This window comes from Exiguobacterium sp. BMC-KP (assembly GCF_001275385.1).
Classification (GTDB): Bacteria; Bacillota; Bacilli; order Exiguobacteriales; family Exiguobacteriaceae; genus Exiguobacterium_A.
The window spans coordinates 984,754-1,000,394 of record NZ_LGIW01000015.1 but is presented as its reverse complement, the minus strand read 5'-3'; the positions used below and the strand labels follow the sequence as shown (position 1 = coordinate 1,000,394).

Sequence of the window (15,641 nt, the reverse complement as noted above, 5' to 3'; positions counted from 1 at the left end):
GACATGGGTATCAAAGAGCAGATCTACAATCGCTCTCCTCTATTTCTCCAAGACCTCTTCACAACCCTCTATGGGTATCAATTGCATCGCGAACGTTATGGACCGGTCTATCAAGAACGACTTCAGACGCTCCTCAAGCGAGAGCATATGACGATTGACGTCGAAGCAGACCAACTTGATCGTTTGAATGACTTCCTTCGCTTCTGTGCTGAGCACAGCCCTTATTACAACCATCTTCTCATTTCAAATGACATTACCTTACCTTTAAAAGATTTATTAGAACTCAAAAATATCCCTGTGTTATCAAAAGAAATATTACGAACGCGGATGGAGGAAATTCGAACGGACATCCCTGCACCGATTATCGGAAAAACGGGTGGAACAACTGGCATGTCACTGCAAGTGCGCTACACCGTACCGGATATGCAAATTCGCATGGCACATCTCGATTATTTCAAGGCGACGCATGGAGTGCGACGTGGGATGCGTCGTGTAAGTTTTACAGCGCAAGATTTAGTACCAAAGCGGCAACAGACGGATGTGTATTGGCGAATGAATCGAGCATCGAATCAACTCTTATTTACGGTGAAAAGATTGTCTCCACGGACGATGGCAGCGTATTTAGAAGCGATTGAGCGTTTTCAACCAGAAACAATGGATGGTCTTCCATCTGCGATGATTGAACTTGCCCGGTTTGCGAAACGAGAAGGAATTCGCTTAACCTGTCAACCGATTGCGATCTTTCCGACGGCTGAACGAATCGAGACGGAGGAGCGTCAAGTCATCGAAGAAATGTTTCACGGACCAGTTTTTGATCAATATGCATCGTCTGAAGGTGCACCAATCGTCTCGGAATGTCGGTTTGGGCAAAAACATTTGCATCATGAGATGGGAATCATTGAACTGGATGTAGACGGGGAGATTCTCGTGACGAGTTTTGATACACATGGGACACCACTCATTCGATACCGGGTCGGGGATCGGATGACGCTCAGTCAGCGTACCTGCTCCTGTGGTCACCCGGGACCGATCATCGATTCGATTGATGGAAGGGGACGCGCGTTCGTCCAAAAACCGGATGGACAAAAGATTTTTGAAGCGCAATTGTCTAGTCTCGTTAAACATTTACCCAATAGCATTGAACGGATTCAGTACGTGCAGGAGACACCGGACAGTGTCTCGATCTACTATGTGCCTGACGCGGAGAGGTTCAATGATGCAGACGAACAACTTCTGATGGAGCGACTGTATTTGCTGTTCGGACGTGAAATTAAGTTGGATGTTAGAGCGGTCTCTTTTATCGATGCCGAGGAAAGCGGAAAAATTTTACTAGTCAAATCTAGCTTAACAGGATGACTCGAGTGGACAGACGTAATCTGTCCACTTTTTGTATGGTAGCGTTTATTTTAGAGTGCTAGTTAAAGCGATGAGAAAAAGGTTACAACTATACGCCTCATAAGCAAGTCGTTCCTGTGTTTTCTAGTTAAAAATACAAATTGTTTGATAATGACTCACAAATTTAAGTCAATTCAACTATTTTTCAATATCCCGTACCTTTTGTAAAAGCCACTTTTTATCATCGAGATCTTTTACAATAATAAAATCTTCTGTTCCTTTAACAGAATAGATGATGGATCCGACCGGAAAAGAATTCGATTGACTGTTCTCTTAGGGCATTTCAGACGCTTTTGTTTTCTTAAGTATTTTACTAATCTCTCCACCTTGTTGTTTTGATGCATCTAATTTTTCTTCTGTTCCACAATATTCTTTGTGATTAACGATGACAATCATGGCGTAGCTACCGTTTTCTTCTGTACTAGCCTGACTACACCCAATCAATACAAAGAAAAATCCGATTGAAAAGATGACAAGTATTTTTTTCATGAGAGCCTCCTTATATAAATTTGTATAATAATACCATATATTAAGCTGTTTACCTGTTAATTCGCATGTATACAGTAAATGGTGTTGATCCTTTAACGTAAGATCGTTTGATTAAATTCACGATAAGTAATTGTCGCAATAGCAGAAGTGGATAAGGTAAAATCAGGAAAAGGAGGGGTGTGAATGAAACCTCAGGTTTTACTGATTGGTCTATTCCATCTCGATCGACCAGCGAATGGAGATATGATTCGTCCGACGATTTTTGATGTTACGTCAAAACGACGGCAACGTGAAATCAAAGAAGTCGTTACTCGATTGAACACATTTCGACCAACATGCGTTGCGCTTGAAACGGCACCTGAACGGATGGATGACGTGCAACATACATATGAAACATATCAACACGAGAGTGATTTAACCAATAATGAACGGCAACAAATTGGTTTTCGCTTGGCACGAATGGCAGGACTAGCGCATCTACACGGAGTGGACTGGAATGAATCTGTCAAAGGCGTCCCGGATTTAGGGGAGATTAGTGCGCTTCATCCAGAAGAGTTCGAGACGATCGTCGCTACTGAGACGAAGCGGACGCATCAGTTGCAACAAGCGATGGAGCAGTTATCGTTTTCTGATTGGCTCGATCTATTACACGCTGAACAGACGATTACAGCGTCAGCTACAGTTTATGAAGAAATCGAACGACTCAAGAGTGGTCGAATCTGGATCGAACGCTATTGGCATGTTCGTAATCAAAAGATTGTCACTCGTCTACTAAAACTCGCTCAGACGACCGAACGGATCGTTTGTCTGTATGGTGCAGCACATCTCCCATTATTACGACAGTATTTGAACGAATCGAACCAAGTTGAAGTGATGACATGGAACGATTGGAATAATCGAAAGGAGTGTATGTAAATGCTATTTCATTATCATATTTGGACACCACATTTGGAGGAAACAGAAGCCTGGTATACGGCACGTGGATTTCACGTTTCCCAGCGCATCGGGAAAAAAGAAGGAGAATTTAATACATTTAATCCGCCACTGACATGGGACGACTTTCGAACGGATCACATCCTGTTTCGAATCATTGAAATGAAGCGGGGGGCGGTCAACGTAACGATTGGATTCGGAAAGACGGTACGTTTCGACCATATCGGGTTTTTGATTCAGTCGGATGACTTACAAACGATTCTCGACCGCGCAGAAACATTATCGTTTACAGTTCAAGCGAATGAACGACGTACGTTCTTGCAGACGCCGTACGGATTGCGAATTGAGTTGCAAACGCACGACGATGCGATTGCAGATGCTGACGGAACGGAACTCGTGCGACTCGTCCTATCGACGCCACGCGAAGGATTAGAAAAAGATCTAGTGAAGCTGTTTGACAGACCGATTCCGCACATTCAAACTGTTCGCGGGGAGAAGACCGTCTTGCAAGAAGCAGTCTTCTCTGACGCGTCATTAGTAGGGACGGATCCGAACGGTGTTCAACTCGTCTGCTCATAATCGACGAATACTTTGATCGGTAGTTCCGTTGATTGCATCAAGGAAGTGAAACAATTTGCGAGATTGCTAAACGTTGTCTCCTGTTCGAATAAATCGGGTAAGGTTGCGTGACGCTCGTCTGCAAAAAGCCAGTCTGCATGCTGACGGTAGTCCCAGCCGTCACTGGATGCAACGATTTGGAGTTCTTTCGCATGAAACGCAGGAGTCAACGTCAAGGCTTCCCGGTTGCCGTCCGATAAAACACAGATTTCACCATGAGGGCGGACAGCAGACTGAAGCTCGGCAAAAGCGGCTTGACGTCCGGAACATTCGATGGCGACGTCATACATGTCTGAATCCGGTGTGACAAAACGTGCACCTAATTGACGCGCTAACTCAGCTCGGGAGGCGATCGGCTCGATGATATCAATCTGACGAACGTTAACGTAATGCCGTAAGTAGTGTACCGCGAGTAAACCAATCGTACCCATTCCGGAAACTAAGACACTGGAGTCGGGCGTCAATGTAAGTTTTCGGACGCCTTTTGCCGCGTCACAAGACAGAATTAGTAGCAAGGCTTCACGTGGCGAGACGTGGGCAGGAACGGGAATGACCTTCGATTCAGGTACGATTGCATGATCTTGATGTCCGTAAAAGCTAATGACACGATCACCGGGCTTGACGATTTGGACCGAGTCACCAATAGCTAGCACTTCGCCGTAACTCTCATAGCCAGTCTCGAGCGGATAGTGATAGTCGGTTATCGTCATGTCTTGTTCAAGCCATTGCGGGAGCTCGGCGCCAATACTGACGGCACCAGCAAGCGTGCGAATGTGAACGTCATGAATGCCGAGTGACGGGAGTTCCCGAGTGAGATAACCAGGTGTTTTAGACGCGACGAGACAACAAGTAGTTGCAGTCTTCAAAGTTAAAACCTCATTTCAAAATAAGATCGATTATGTATGGAACAATCACATACTACTTTACTTGTAAAATATAACAATTTAAGAACGGATATCATGTAAAATAAGAGAGAAAAGAGGGGATCAAATGGAACCATTAGTAATCGTAGCATTGCTCGTGTTCGCATTTTTGACGTTTCGGTATAGTAAAATCCTCGTCAGAAAAGATATCTCTGCCGCGAATAAACGACTTGCAATCGTCTTTTATTTGGTTGCCGTCAGTGCACTCGGCGCAGTCGTTTATTTTAACGTATAAGGAGGGTCATTCATGCATTCAATGACAAAACGAAGAATTGGCGCATACATCATCAACCAAGCTGTTTATCTCGGACTTTCTGTCGTCATCGAAAAGACAGTCTTACGACGTGTGAAATCAGAAGTCGTCCATTCCGTCGTCACGCAACCGACTGTTAGTTTCTTGGCGGAAATCGCACAATTAAAACTGTTGAACGGAAAATCGATTGGTGGTCAGATCTGTGGCATTCAGGTCGAAAGTGAGGACGGATTACCGTTGACGACGAAACAGATTGTCCGACGAACGGTTTATCGTGATACGATCTCACTTTTTAAGATTCGTCCGTACTGGAAACCTTTCCTTAAGGACGGTCGACGATTACCGGAAGATGACTTCGCACAGACGATCGTCCGCATGAAAGAGGAGAAAAGAAATGAAGCTTGATTTTCGTGTCCATATCGTTCGAGCTTCTCAACCAACGGGAGCGATCCTACTCTATCATGGTTGGGGTGGGACAGCTGTTTCCTATCTGGCGTTTGCTGAGCAACTCGCTGAGGAAGGATACGATGTCTTCATTCCTGAACTCATTCGACACGACCAGCGAGAGCCACTCGACAATCCATTTGAGCCGGACGTTACAACGACCTATTTTTGGTCGGTCGTTGAGCAATCGATTACGGAAGCGGCAGAAATCATTAAGCAGTCAGGTTGGAATGCTTCAGATGTGATCGTCATCGGTGTGTCGATGGGTGGCTTCATTGCGCATGGAATCTTGGCACGTTACCCAATCAAAGCCCTCGTTGCAATCAATGGTGGCGGCGCTTATCTTGAAGCCGAACGTCAATTCCGAAAACGAGACGGTCGACCGCCACTTCAAGGAGTGGCGCCATGGATGCTTGATCCGATTGAAGTAATGGATAAACGTCCGCGGTTGCTCCTACACGGAGATGCTGATGAGATCATACCGTTACCCATTCAACAGACTTATTTTGAGTCAGCTATTCAAGCAGGTTTTCATCAAGCAATCGAATTACGTATTTTTACTGCAATCAATCACACCGTGTCGGACATGATGATTGAGCAATTGATTGACTGGCTAAAACAATTCAAACAGTTGGAGGCGACAGATGGACTACATTCGTTTTCTCCGCAGTAAGGTCGGTCAGGAAAAAGTGATGTTAAACTTTTCCGGTGGGATCGTCTTAGATGATGAAGGACGCATTATCCTGCAAAAACGACGTGAACAGAAAGCATGGGGATTTCCGGGTGGAGCGCTTGAACTTGGAGAATCACTCGTAGAAGCTGCGCAGCGTGAGATTTTTGAAGAGACCGGATTTCATGTCACAATTGAACGTCTGAGTGGGGTCTACTCGAAATATGAAGAGGTTTATCCGACGGGGGACGTCGCTCAACCGATCGTTCACTTTTTCGTTTGCCACATCAACGGTGGACAGCTGACGATTGATCCCGATGAATCACTAGACGTTGCTTTTTTTGAAAGAGAGCAGATGCCACAACTTTATAGTGACTTGCATCAAACGGCTTGGAACGACTTTTTGATAGAAACTGGACCCGTCTTTCGATAACGGAATGACCCCCGATCGAAGTAGTCAGGGGTCATTATTGTCTAAATCCTGATGTTTAGCGTTGAAAGCCACCTTCGGAATGAACGATCTGTCCAGTCACCCAGCTACCATCTGGACTGACGAGAAATTGAATCAATCGCGCGACATCTTCAGGAGCACCAATTCGTCCGAACGGAAAACTAGTTTTAAGCGCTGTCCGTGTTGCCTCATCCATCCACGTCGAGTCAGTCGGACCTGGATTGACGGCATTAACGGTGATACCAAGCGGTGCAACGGCTGCAGCGTATGTTTTCGTAAAGGTCGATAAGGCACCTTTTGTTGTAGCATAAGCAATTTCGTCTGGCATCGGACCGAGATCCTGACCGGACGTCAATTGAATGATGCGTCCGGACGTCAGGTTCGCCTCAACGAATCGGTTCGTAAACCGTGTTGCAAGCAATAGTGGCGCACGGAGATTGACCGCATAGTGTTGGTCGAGGCTTTTCGCGTCAAGCGTCTGCCAATCCGTCATCGTTGAATGAGCAGCATTATTGATGAGAACACTTGGTGTTCCGAAGTCCTTTACTTGCGCGAATAATTCGTCAGCAGCATCTGCTTGACTTAAATCGAGCTCAATCGCAAGAACGCGTGCACCTTGGTCCTGAAGTTCAGTCGAAAAACTAGCTGGCCAATCCGCTGTTGCTTTAAAATAAGTAAAGACCAGATCATGACCAGCCGTAGCGAGCTGACGGCAAATAGCAGCACCAATATCACGCGTCTGACTGGCTCCGGTTACGATGGCAATCGGTCGTGTCGTCATATGTATTCTCCTTTAAGTAAAGATGCATTTAAAACGCTAGATGAGTTATTTTATCATCCAAATGTTTACAGAAACAGTATAGCGTAAGCGAGGTATGTAAAGAAAGCGTTATCAGTATTTAACATACTAATTAAATGCATGTTTTTGCCTAAAGTGTGGTAAAGAGAAAGTGTACGAAATGATTCGTTATACGGATTAGGAAGGATGAATCAATCATGAAAGCAATCGTCTTATTTGATGGAGAATGTAATCTCTGTGACGCAAGCGTCCAGTTCATCTTAAAACGAGACCAAGGATACCATGATTTTGCTTCGTTACAAGGGGAGACAGGACAAGAACTCATCCGGCGTCATCATCTCCCCGAATCCATCGACAGTGTCGTCGTGATTGACCGGGGTGTACCTTATATCAAATCGAACGCAGCGTTACGGATTGCCCGTCATTTACAAGGAGGATGGCGTCTCTTGAGTGTACTTCGCATTGTTCCACGTTCACTCCGCGATCGCGTCTATGATCTCGTTGCGAGCAATCGCCATCGCTGGTTTGGGCAAAAACAAGAGTGCGCACTCCCGTCTCCGGAGACACGTGCTCGATTTCATGACTAAATAGGAAAAGCCGCGACGAATTGGTCGCGGCTTCCTTTTTGTTCATTGATTCGTCATATGCAGCCAGTGACAACTGGGCAACGGGTCACCAAGGAAACTTAAGCCTAAATCATGGGCTTGGTGGATGGTTTCGAAACAATCATCTCCTTCATCTAAGTACACTTCATGATGTGGTGATTGAAGATGGATTCCGGCGATACGCCAAAGATTTGATTGATGTGATACGTTAATTTCATAGTCGATATTAGGTGAGACGACGAGTGGATTACCTACTGAGTGGTGGAGCGTATATCGAGTTAGTGATTGATCTGACAAGTAGACTTGCTGTGTCGAAGCGATATCCTCTCGATATAACTGATGACGTGCATCAAAAGACCGAGTCGGATTTGCCTGTTTTATTAGTTCATGAGAGGACCCCTCATTAAAGGTGATGACTTCTGTAAAGGTTCGATATTCGTTTGAAAAAGGCGAATACTGTCGCGCGTCTCCTTCGAAATAACGATGCGGAGAAAATGGATTCGGGTTCACGAGAATCGGAGGAGCAATGAACGTCAGCACACGTAACCGAAAAGTAGAAAATTTCAGATGCGGAGTAGGTGCCGGATACAAAGAGTAATAAAGCACGTATTGTTCATGCTCTCGTTCCCGGTCCGGTTCTTGTTTTACCAAATTCGTAACGCGGGCAAACGTCTCGATTATCCGTGCGAACGGTACCGATTTTCTTGAAATGGGACGGAGCACTCGGATTTCGAACCGTGTAAACTGTTCAGGATTAATCGTGCTGGTCCATTCGGAAGCCGTTGTGTCACCTAAGCGATGTCCATCTTGAAAGACAGTATAATGTGATACTTCTGGAATTTCGCCCCATAACAGCCGGACAGTATGATTTTGTTGAATCAGGACGGTCATTTTACGGTTCCAGAACAAATCATCCGTACTTGAAACGAGAGCAGTGACGATACGTGTTTTTGAATCGGAATCGATCAGTTCGAACGACTGAGGCTCAAATAAAGGTAGTGTGTCGGTTTGATAGGTATTCGTATCTTTGATGATGCAAGGTACACCATTTAAGAGTAAACGGACATGACTTGTCCCTTCCCAAGTGAGACAAAAGGTTTCGCCGATCTGTTTGATGTAAATGTGATTGATATCAATCATGAGGTTGATCGCTCCTTACATAAATTCTGAAAGAAAACCCCTTCCGCTCCATGATCAGAAGGGAAGGGGAAACATCATAGTAATCCTTTTGCGACTTCTAGTTTTTCTTGATCGTGTTTTAATTGCTTTTTAAGATCATGTGCGTGGTACATATCGTGATCAATCATGTATCCAGCGATCGCAACGTGCGTCTGAATCGCTTTGTTCAGCTGTTCAGTCAAGACTTTCCGCACATCAGGAGAAGCCGTTTCTGTAATTGCGACAGCATAAGCGCGGACAAGTGATTTGCTGCTGATCAAGAAGTCCGTTGCAATCAACTCGTCGCGTTTTTTACTAGGACGGCTAATCGATTGGAGAGCTTCATTCATGTGAATCGCCTCCTTCATGATTTGCCAATAGTTTTTGTAAATCGCTTAATGCTTGTTCGCTATCTTTGATGTCTTGCGCAATCAATTTTTCTAGCGTCTCATCTTTAACGAATGAACGAACGGCGATGGCTTTAACGAGACAGGCTTGTTTCATTGTCATGATTTCATGAATTTCGAGTGTTTCATGGATTGCAAGTGATGATTTAGCCATTAATCTCACTCCTTATCATGTAGCATACGTTTGACCGTATCTTTGACGTTTTGCATTCCTGTTTTTTCTGCTAGATCGTGGTGAAGTTGGTGCGCAGGCACCTTCATGTTCGGAATGTTCCCTTGCGGTGCTGGATTTTCCAGATGAACAAATTCACCGGTTCCGTCTTGAGCTTCCCCTTGAGCCCAACGCCCTTCTTTTGAAGCTGTGCCTTCGGATAGATCCCAGAACTCATAAGCATGAGGTTGCGCTTCCATCTCATCTTCAGGTGCAAAAGTAGCCGGAACGACGACTCCATTTTTCGTCTCGAGTTCTTCGATTGCTGCCATCCATTGATACTGGTGATAGCGGTCACGGGCAAGCATCTTACGGAAGGTAGCACGAACGCCTTCATCCGTCGTCATATGATAGAGGCGGGCGACTTGGAGTCGACCTTGTGATTCCGCATGTAGATTCGAGCGCATATCTGCTAACAAATTACCACTCGCAACGATATAAGAACCGTTCCATGGTATACCGTTTGCGTTCGATGGCAATCCACCGAGACCGCTGACAAGAAGGTGTTGCGGATTCATTCCCCCGAGAATGGCTGCCGTCGCCGGATCCTTAGCAGCTTCTGCCTGATCATCTGGTGATGCCCCGTCGAGCAATTGAGAAATGAGGGAACATAGCATTTCAACATGCCCAATTTCTTCTGTCCCGATATCCATCAGCATGTCCTTGTACTTTTCTTCCCCTCGACAATTAAAGCCTTGGAAAAGATACTGCATCATGACCGTCATCTCACCGAATTGTCCACCGAGTACTTCTTGTACGGCCCGAGCGAGTTTTGGATCGGGTCGATCAACCTTGACTTCGAATTGTAATTCCTTTTGATGGCGAAACATGAAAAGAACCCCCTTTAAGTTTTAAACATATACAACTCACACATGTTATATTCCTTAATCGGTCTCTTTCAAACCTGTTTCTTCTTCTTTATTGATATGTTGAAGTGAGTAGTTAACTCATGAATAATGGGAATGTTCACTACTTCATACTTTCCAAACCGTGAAGGACTTCGAACCGTTCACGAATTCATCGAGGACTAACAGCTCAATTAAACTGGAAAAGATAGTAATGTGTTACATACGTATCAGAAACGCAACCTTAATTATTCTTTTTGTATCAACTTGGAACTCTCAGAGCAATCCAAAGATAATGTCGTACTGAGAATTTCCAATGCGTGATCTTTGGCAATAGCGGTTTTCGCTGCCGTACAGTCTGCTGGGACATGAATAGAATATTCACGCATGTAGGCATCATTTGCGGTAAATAAAATACACATATCTGTCGTTAGTCCAGTGATGATGAGACGTGAAACTTCCAAATGCTTCAATAAAATATCAAGTTGGGTACCGAAAAATCCTGAGTGCTTTGGCTTGATGATGAAATAATCATTTTCTTCTGGATGTAAGGCATCGATGAGTATATCCCCAAGACCACCGCGACACTCATCTACGATTTGATTAACGTTCTCTTGCCAGAGACCAAAGTTATCGTTGACGTAAATCACTGGGATGTTTTGTCGTTTACAATGTTGTTTTAATTGTGAGAGTGGTGCAAGGACAGGGAGTGTCTGTTGCAATAATTGCTCAGCTCCTTCGAAATCCATCTTATTGATGACATCGATGATCAACAGTGCTGTATTTTCTTGAACAGTCATGGCGGACTCCTCTCATAAAAAGGTGACTAAATAATGATAAGGCGAATAGAGTTGTGCTTTAGAAATAAAAATTTCGGAAGGGGAAGCCGATTCACGGGCTCCCCGGACATCAATTAAACATCGGTAAATATGTGATTCCAGCTCTGCGATAAAATCTGGATATTGATACAAGGCATGGTCCATCCGTCTTCGACGATGATCTTCCATCAAGACGATACAGGGATTGGTCTCTTTCAGCGCCATTGCACTGAAGACGGTTCTTTGCTGTTTAAAATCTTGATTTAAACAGCGGACGATTTGATTTAAATCAGCTTCCACGTTCTTCACTTCCTAGTTGTAGATTATTTATACTGTTCTTATACATGTTATTAATTTTTGTTCCACTCTTCATCACGAGGTAAACGGATAAAAAAGTCAGATCCTTTTCCGATTTCTGAATGTACGGTAATTCGTCCTCCATGCCCTTCAATGATTTCCTTACAGATCGGTAAACCGAGACCTGTTCCTTGAACTTGGACATGATCCGCATGTTCGACGCGGTAATACGGATCGAAGAGATAAGGAAGGTCTTGCTTTGGAATACCATATCCATCATCACTAATGGTAATGACAACTTCAGCTTCAAAGCACGCTAACGAGACGTGGATATTTGAATCAACGGGAGAATATTTTATCGCATTATTTAAAATGTTTAATAAAACTCTCCGAATTTTTTCTTGATCCGCTGTGATCAGACAAGGACCATCGGTTTGGATGTGCAAATGATGTGTCGCTGTCACGACGTTCAACCACTCCGTTAACTCGATGAGCATATGTTCGATACAAAACGATTCGAGCTGATATGTTTCTTTTTGATGACTTAAACGCTGGTAGTCAAGAAATTCTGTTAATAGTTGACTGAGACGTTGCGTCTCACTCCGCATGGTCTCTAAGTATTTCCGTTGTTTTTCAGGAGACAACGTTCGGTGTAACATCAGTTCACTAAAGCCTTCAATGGAGGCAAGTGGTGTTCGTAACTCATGAGATAAAACCGAAATGAAGTCTTGCTCTTTTTTTGCATAGTTGACTTCAACAGTCCGCTCTCGAAAAACAAGCAGAATACCTTGCCGCTCTGGCAAAAATTCTGTGTAGAGTCGTAAATGTCGGTCGTCTGGCATTGAAAAATCCTGAGCAGGAACGATTGATCCGTGCTCGAAGCCAGCTTTGATTCGTTCAACATATGCATATAGTGCTTCAGTTTCGAGAAGTAATGGCTCGAAGGTTTCGATAACGAATGATAGGCTTTCTGATTGTTTTTCAGAAGGTGACCAGTTCGAGAACAATTGATGAAACATTTGATTCGTAAAAATATTCATGTTCGAGACATCGACAAACAGGATCGCTTCTCGAAGACCATTTAAGATGCGCTGAATCAATTGATGGTGATCTTTTATACGGATATCATCGAGCAAGCGCATCAATCCGATATTCAGTAAATGTGTCGTTTTTTGAAGTGCGATTGTATCCGTGAACGGACGATGAAATTGTAAGGTTAATGTACCGATGAATTTTGATGAACTGTGTAATGGAAGAGCACACAGTGTTAACTGATCCATCTCAATCAAGTGAATGGAGGCATCCAGCTCGGTCTTCGCTTCTAACGCGAGTCGTTCTTGATCACATGTCGGTTCGTTTGTTAGTGCAATATGAACGTGTTCTAAATCATTCGACTGCGGTGAAAAATGGACATGGGTCGCTCTGAAATGCGTACCGATTGCTTGCAACCAAGTGTGAAGACCTGATGTTGATTGATAGCGTAAAATTTGAGTCGCTAACTGATTTTGGAATTGAAGTTGCCGCTCGAATATCTTTTGTTGCCCTATAGACTCTTGGAGTTTTGTATTGACAGCTTGCGTTTGTTGATGTTCAAAAGCAAGCAATGTCGTCATTTGCTGCATAGACTTTCCAAGTATACCGATCTCATCATGGCGAGTTTGATAATCGTTATGCTCCAATCGGTCAGGTTGTTTCGTTTGTTCGACAAGATCGAGTAAATCTGTTCGGAAAGACCGCACAAGTCTTAATATCAAGTAACTGAGAAGACAAAAAGCGATGATCATTACTCCAAAGGCGTATCCTAATACTTCAACGGTTCGTTGCTGTAGCAATTGTTGCACTTTTTTCTCTTCGTTATGAATCATTCGAAAGTAGTCGTTGACGATGGAATCAGACTGTTGAACCAGCTTTTGGTTATCCGTGACTACTTGCAAAGTGAGCTCCTGTTCTAAAAATCCCGAAAATTGAACGAGTTGATGCACAAAACGTTCATCCGATAAATTCGAATAACGTTGATTAAATGATTGAACGTGTTGTCGTAAACGTTCCAATCGTTGATTCACCTGTTTAAGGTCGTCCTGATCATTAAAGTCGATTTGTTGGACTTGAAGATTGACTTGTTGGGCTTCATTCCAAAGTGTGCGAGCTTGCGTTTTCTGAAGTGTGATCATCTGTGATGAAGTTCGATGTTGCTCGAGTTCTTTTTGAGCAACGTAAAATGTTAGGACGCCAATGCTTGCGAAAATCAGGAAATTCGAAAGCAATAGAATATAAAATCGATGAAATATACTTGATGAGAGCCACTTCATGACGAGACCTCTTTCTAGAGAGATATAAACAAACTATAGATATACATGTTTTAAAGAAATCTTATCACAGACATTGAATAAGCCACATGATTTGCATCATCGATTGAAATATCATTTTGCCTCTTTCCGAAAAAATCCCTAGATTTTGACACTTCACATCCTTTAAGATAAACGATATACATATGTGCATAATCACTCTAAATGACACTTTAAGCCATACTATTGATTGTGAAAATGAGTGAGCTTCTGTACTATGTTTATATAAAGGAAAGAAAAAGAAGGTGAAATGGATGAAGATGACTCGCTCTACGGACTATGCCATTCGTGTGCTTATCTTCGCAGCGTCGCATCCGACTCGGCTCGTACAAATTCAAGAAGTGGCAACCCATTATGATATTTCTAAAAATCATTTGATGAAGATTGTCCATTCATTGAGCAAGTTTGGTCTCATCATTTCCGTACAAGGGCGTAATGGTGGATTCAAATTAGCAAAATCCCCAGAGACAATTACGTTAGGAGAAATCGTTCATTTATTTGAAGAAGTATCCTATCTTGAAAATGTGACAGTTCCAAATAAAAATGGTAGTTTGCAAAACACACGACAAGCGTTTGATCAAGCATTCATGTCCTTTACGGATGCGTTACAGGCATACACGTTACAAGATTTAATAGCGCCAACGACGGACGGTTGATGCGAAGAGTCAGAGAAGGAATGATATTCTCTGACTCTTTAATCGTGTACATAATAAAATAATACATATTTTTATCAGATGATGGTGTTAATTATGACTAAAACTAGTATCTTTTATGTTACTATAAACAAGATTCGGACACTAGACGAATCTTGTTTTTAGAACAAAAACATGTACACTTTGTACTTGTTTTTGTGGTATAACTTTACAGAGGGGAGGTTTTATTTCCATCTCACCGGGTTAACTTTTATACAGGGCTTTTTTTGGCCATTTAGATAAAGGATTAAAGGTATTTGTCCATTGATCCACGTAAAAGGGAGGGTTTCGGAATGTCCGAAATGACCATCGAAATGTTTATTCACTTCATTCAACACTTAGTACATTCTCCACGATTCATCGTCCAACGTCCGCAGGAACAAGAGGGCGTCTACACTTTTGAAATCCGTGAGTTGAATCTATCGCGCGTTTCAAAAGCTGTCATGCTTCACAAGACAGTTGATCTTCTTCATGAGAAGACATCTGAAGATACGCGCGAAACGTTGACGAATGAACTGGTCACTCTATCAAAAAAAACATTAATGACATCAGATATAGTTGCTACTCTAGAGGTAAAGTCCGTCATTGAAGAATCGCTACACCTCACGTTTTCTAATGACAAGAAGACTTGGTTTTCTGGAGTACTGGATACAGAAGAGGCCATTAATCAGTTTACGAACCGCTTTCAAAGTGTCATCAATAATAATGGAACGTCATGTTAAATAAAATCAGGTCATGCCACAAGTGTGGTATGACCTGATTTATTTTTATCCTGTACAGAGCATCAAAACATTACCATCAGGATCAGCAAACGTAAAATAAGCAAAATCATCGAAACGTTCGATGTCGCGGATGATAGGTGCTTGAAATGACAATACGAACTGATAAGATGCATCAATGTCCGTCGTGTAAAAATTAAACAAGGGTTGTCAAGAAGGTTGATGTCGATACGTTGGGTCGTTCGCATGGTCATCAAGTGTCAAGCTGGTTGGACCTTGAAGTGGGACATTATAGACAGGAGAAGCGACGAGGAACGAATCAAATGGGAGCTGAAGTAACTGATGGTACCAGGCTGCTGACCGTTGCATATCCTGTACATGTAAAAAGACTGCGTTCAGTCGGGGAGCAATAAGATGAGTCGAGGTCGACATGGGAATTTCCTCCTTCGATTCTTTAGTACAGAGTCTTTATTCGTTTCATTCAAAATGATTCCTGTATGATATCCCTATAAATGGAATATGTTATGATATATCAGGAAAATCATTTTTGAATTGGAAAGGAATGATGA

General features: G+C 43.2%; 22 protein-coding genes. 10 read left to right on the top strand and 12 right to left on the bottom strand.

Annotated elements, in window-relative coordinates; all coding sequences use genetic code 11:
- Positions 1-3: 3 nt before the first annotated feature.
- A complete protein-coding gene (locus ADM98_RS11010; protein ID WP_053453550.1) occupies positions 4-1,356 on the top strand; it encodes a phenylacetate--CoA ligase family protein in 1,353 nt (450 codons plus the stop codon).
- Between the two features lie 312 nt (positions 1,357-1,668).
- On the opposite strand, the gene ADM98_RS11005 is transcribed toward ADM98_RS11010, so the two are convergent.
- A complete protein-coding gene (locus ADM98_RS11005) occupies positions 1,669-1,884 on the bottom strand; it encodes a hypothetical protein (RefSeq protein ID WP_053453549.1) in 216 nt (71 codons plus the stop codon).
- Positions 1,885-2,067: 183 nt separating this feature from the next.
- On the opposite strand from ADM98_RS11005, the gene ADM98_RS11000 reads away from it, so the two are divergent.
- Together ADM98_RS11000 and ADM98_RS10995 are read left to right on the top strand one after the other, a co-directional pair.
- Positions 2,068-2,799: a DUF5694 domain-containing protein gene (locus ADM98_RS11000; protein WP_053453548.1), complete on the top strand. Its 732-nt coding sequence runs from the start codon at positions 2,068-2,070 to the stop codon at positions 2,797-2,799.
- Positions 2,800-3,396 (top strand): glyoxalase/bleomycin resistance/dioxygenase family protein, encoded by a 597-nt coding sequence (locus ADM98_RS10995; RefSeq protein WP_053453547.1) that lies wholly within the window; start codon positions 2,800-2,802, stop codon positions 3,394-3,396.
- Here ADM98_RS10995 and ADM98_RS10990 read toward each other — a convergent pair.
- Positions 3,378-4,301 (bottom strand): zinc-dependent alcohol dehydrogenase, encoded by a 924-nt coding sequence (locus ADM98_RS10990; protein ID WP_053453546.1) that lies wholly within the window; start codon positions 4,299-4,301, stop codon positions 3,378-3,380. The genes ADM98_RS10995 and ADM98_RS10990 overlap by 19 nt on opposite strands.
- A 124-nt stretch (positions 4,302-4,425) precedes the next feature.
- Here ADM98_RS10990 and ADM98_RS17390 point away from each other — a divergent pair, with 124 nt between their 5' ends.
- Genes ADM98_RS17390 through ADM98_RS10975 form a run of 4 tightly spaced genes read left to right on the top strand, consistent with a single transcriptional unit; the run spans position 4,426 to position 6,158 of the window.
- The gene (locus ADM98_RS17390; protein WP_160315943.1) at positions 4,426-4,593 is read left to right on the top strand and encodes a hypothetical protein; all 168 of its coding nucleotides are present in this window, start codon (positions 4,426-4,428) and stop codon (positions 4,591-4,593) included.
- Between the two features lie 12 nt (positions 4,594-4,605).
- Positions 4,606-5,016, top strand: a complete 411-nt coding sequence (locus ADM98_RS10985) for an RDD family protein (RefSeq protein WP_053453545.1) — start codon at positions 4,606-4,608, stop codon at positions 5,014-5,016.
- Positions 5,006-5,728: an alpha/beta hydrolase gene (locus ADM98_RS10980; protein ID WP_053453544.1), complete on the top strand. Its 723-nt coding sequence runs from the start codon at positions 5,006-5,008 to the stop codon at positions 5,726-5,728. Before ADM98_RS10985 ends, ADM98_RS10980 begins: the two co-directional genes overlap by 11 nt.
- Positions 5,700-6,158 carry an NUDIX hydrolase gene (locus ADM98_RS10975; protein ID WP_053453543.1) on the top strand — a complete coding sequence of 153 codons (459 nt, stop codon included), beginning with the start codon at positions 5,700-5,702 and terminating at the stop codon, positions 6,156-6,158. Before ADM98_RS10980 ends, ADM98_RS10975 begins: the two co-directional genes overlap by 29 nt.
- A 55-nt stretch (positions 6,159-6,213) precedes the next feature.
- On the opposite strand, the gene ADM98_RS10970 is transcribed toward ADM98_RS10975, so the two are convergent.
- Positions 6,214-6,963: an SDR family oxidoreductase gene (locus ADM98_RS10970; RefSeq protein ID WP_442855422.1), complete on the bottom strand. Its 750-nt coding sequence runs from the start codon at positions 6,961-6,963 to the stop codon at positions 6,214-6,216.
- 209 nt (positions 6,964-7,172) lie between these two features.
- Between ADM98_RS10970 and ADM98_RS10965 the strand changes: the two genes are divergently transcribed.
- The gene (locus ADM98_RS10965; RefSeq protein ID WP_053453541.1) at positions 7,173-7,562 is read left to right on the top strand and encodes a thiol-disulfide oxidoreductase DCC family protein; all 390 of its coding nucleotides are present in this window, start codon (positions 7,173-7,175) and stop codon (positions 7,560-7,562) included.
- A gap of 42 nt (positions 7,563-7,604) precedes the next feature.
- On the opposite strand, the gene ADM98_RS10960 is transcribed toward ADM98_RS10965, so the two are convergent.
- From ADM98_RS10960 to ADM98_RS10930, 7 genes are all read right to left on the bottom strand, one after another.
- Positions 7,605-8,720: a hypothetical protein gene (locus ADM98_RS10960; RefSeq protein ID WP_053453540.1), complete on the bottom strand. Its 1,116-nt coding sequence runs from the start codon at positions 8,718-8,720 to the stop codon at positions 7,605-7,607.
- Between the two features lie 74 nt (positions 8,721-8,794).
- Entirely contained in the window at positions 8,795-9,088 is a 294-nt protein-coding gene (locus ADM98_RS10955; RefSeq protein WP_053453539.1) for a spore coat protein, read from the bottom strand.
- The gene (locus ADM98_RS10950) at positions 9,081-9,299 is read right to left on the bottom strand and encodes a hypothetical protein (protein ID WP_053453538.1); all 219 of its coding nucleotides are present in this window, start codon (positions 9,297-9,299) and stop codon (positions 9,081-9,083) included. Before ADM98_RS10950 ends, ADM98_RS10955 begins: the two co-directional genes overlap by 8 nt.
- A 5-nt stretch (positions 9,300-9,304) precedes the next feature.
- Positions 9,305-10,186 carry a manganese catalase family protein gene (locus ADM98_RS10945; protein WP_053453537.1) on the bottom strand — a complete coding sequence of 294 codons (882 nt, stop codon included), beginning with the start codon at positions 10,184-10,186 and terminating at the stop codon, positions 9,305-9,307.
- A gap of 263 nt (positions 10,187-10,449) precedes the next feature.
- Positions 10,450-11,001: a cysteine hydrolase family protein gene (locus tag ADM98_RS10940; protein WP_053453536.1), complete on the bottom strand. Its 552-nt coding sequence runs from the start codon at positions 10,999-11,001 to the stop codon at positions 10,450-10,452.
- 12 nt (positions 11,002-11,013) lie between these two features.
- The gene (locus ADM98_RS10935) at positions 11,014-11,319 is read right to left on the bottom strand and encodes a hypothetical protein (protein ID WP_053453535.1); all 306 of its coding nucleotides are present in this window, start codon (positions 11,317-11,319) and stop codon (positions 11,014-11,016) included.
- A gap of 50 nt (positions 11,320-11,369) precedes the next feature.
- Positions 11,370-13,625 (bottom strand): sensor histidine kinase, encoded by a 2,256-nt coding sequence (locus ADM98_RS10930; protein WP_053453534.1) that lies wholly within the window; start codon positions 13,623-13,625, stop codon positions 11,370-11,372.
- Positions 13,626-13,921: 296 nt separating this feature from the next.
- Between ADM98_RS10930 and ADM98_RS10925 the strand changes: the two genes are divergently transcribed.
- Together ADM98_RS10925 and ADM98_RS10920 are read left to right on the top strand one after the other, a co-directional pair.
- Positions 13,922-14,317 (top strand): RrF2 family transcriptional regulator, encoded by a 396-nt coding sequence (locus ADM98_RS10925; RefSeq protein WP_235504885.1) that lies wholly within the window; start codon positions 13,922-13,924, stop codon positions 14,315-14,317.
- Between the two features lie 329 nt (positions 14,318-14,646).
- Positions 14,647-15,075 (top strand): hypothetical protein, encoded by a 429-nt coding sequence (locus ADM98_RS10920; protein ID WP_053453532.1) that lies wholly within the window; start codon positions 14,647-14,649, stop codon positions 15,073-15,075.
- 45 nt (positions 15,076-15,120) lie between these two features.
- Here ADM98_RS10920 and ADM98_RS17620 read toward each other — a convergent pair whose 3' ends face one another.
- On the bottom strand, positions 15,121-15,276 hold the full coding sequence (locus tag ADM98_RS17620) for a VOC family protein (RefSeq protein WP_235504884.1): 156 nt from the start codon (positions 15,274-15,276) through the stop codon (positions 15,121-15,123).
- Between the two features lie 6 nt (positions 15,277-15,282).
- Positions 15,283-15,504 carry a VOC family protein gene (locus ADM98_RS17615; protein WP_235504883.1) on the bottom strand — a complete coding sequence of 74 codons (222 nt, stop codon included), beginning with the start codon at positions 15,502-15,504 and terminating at the stop codon, positions 15,283-15,285.
- Between the last annotated feature and the right edge of the window lie 137 nt (positions 15,505-15,641).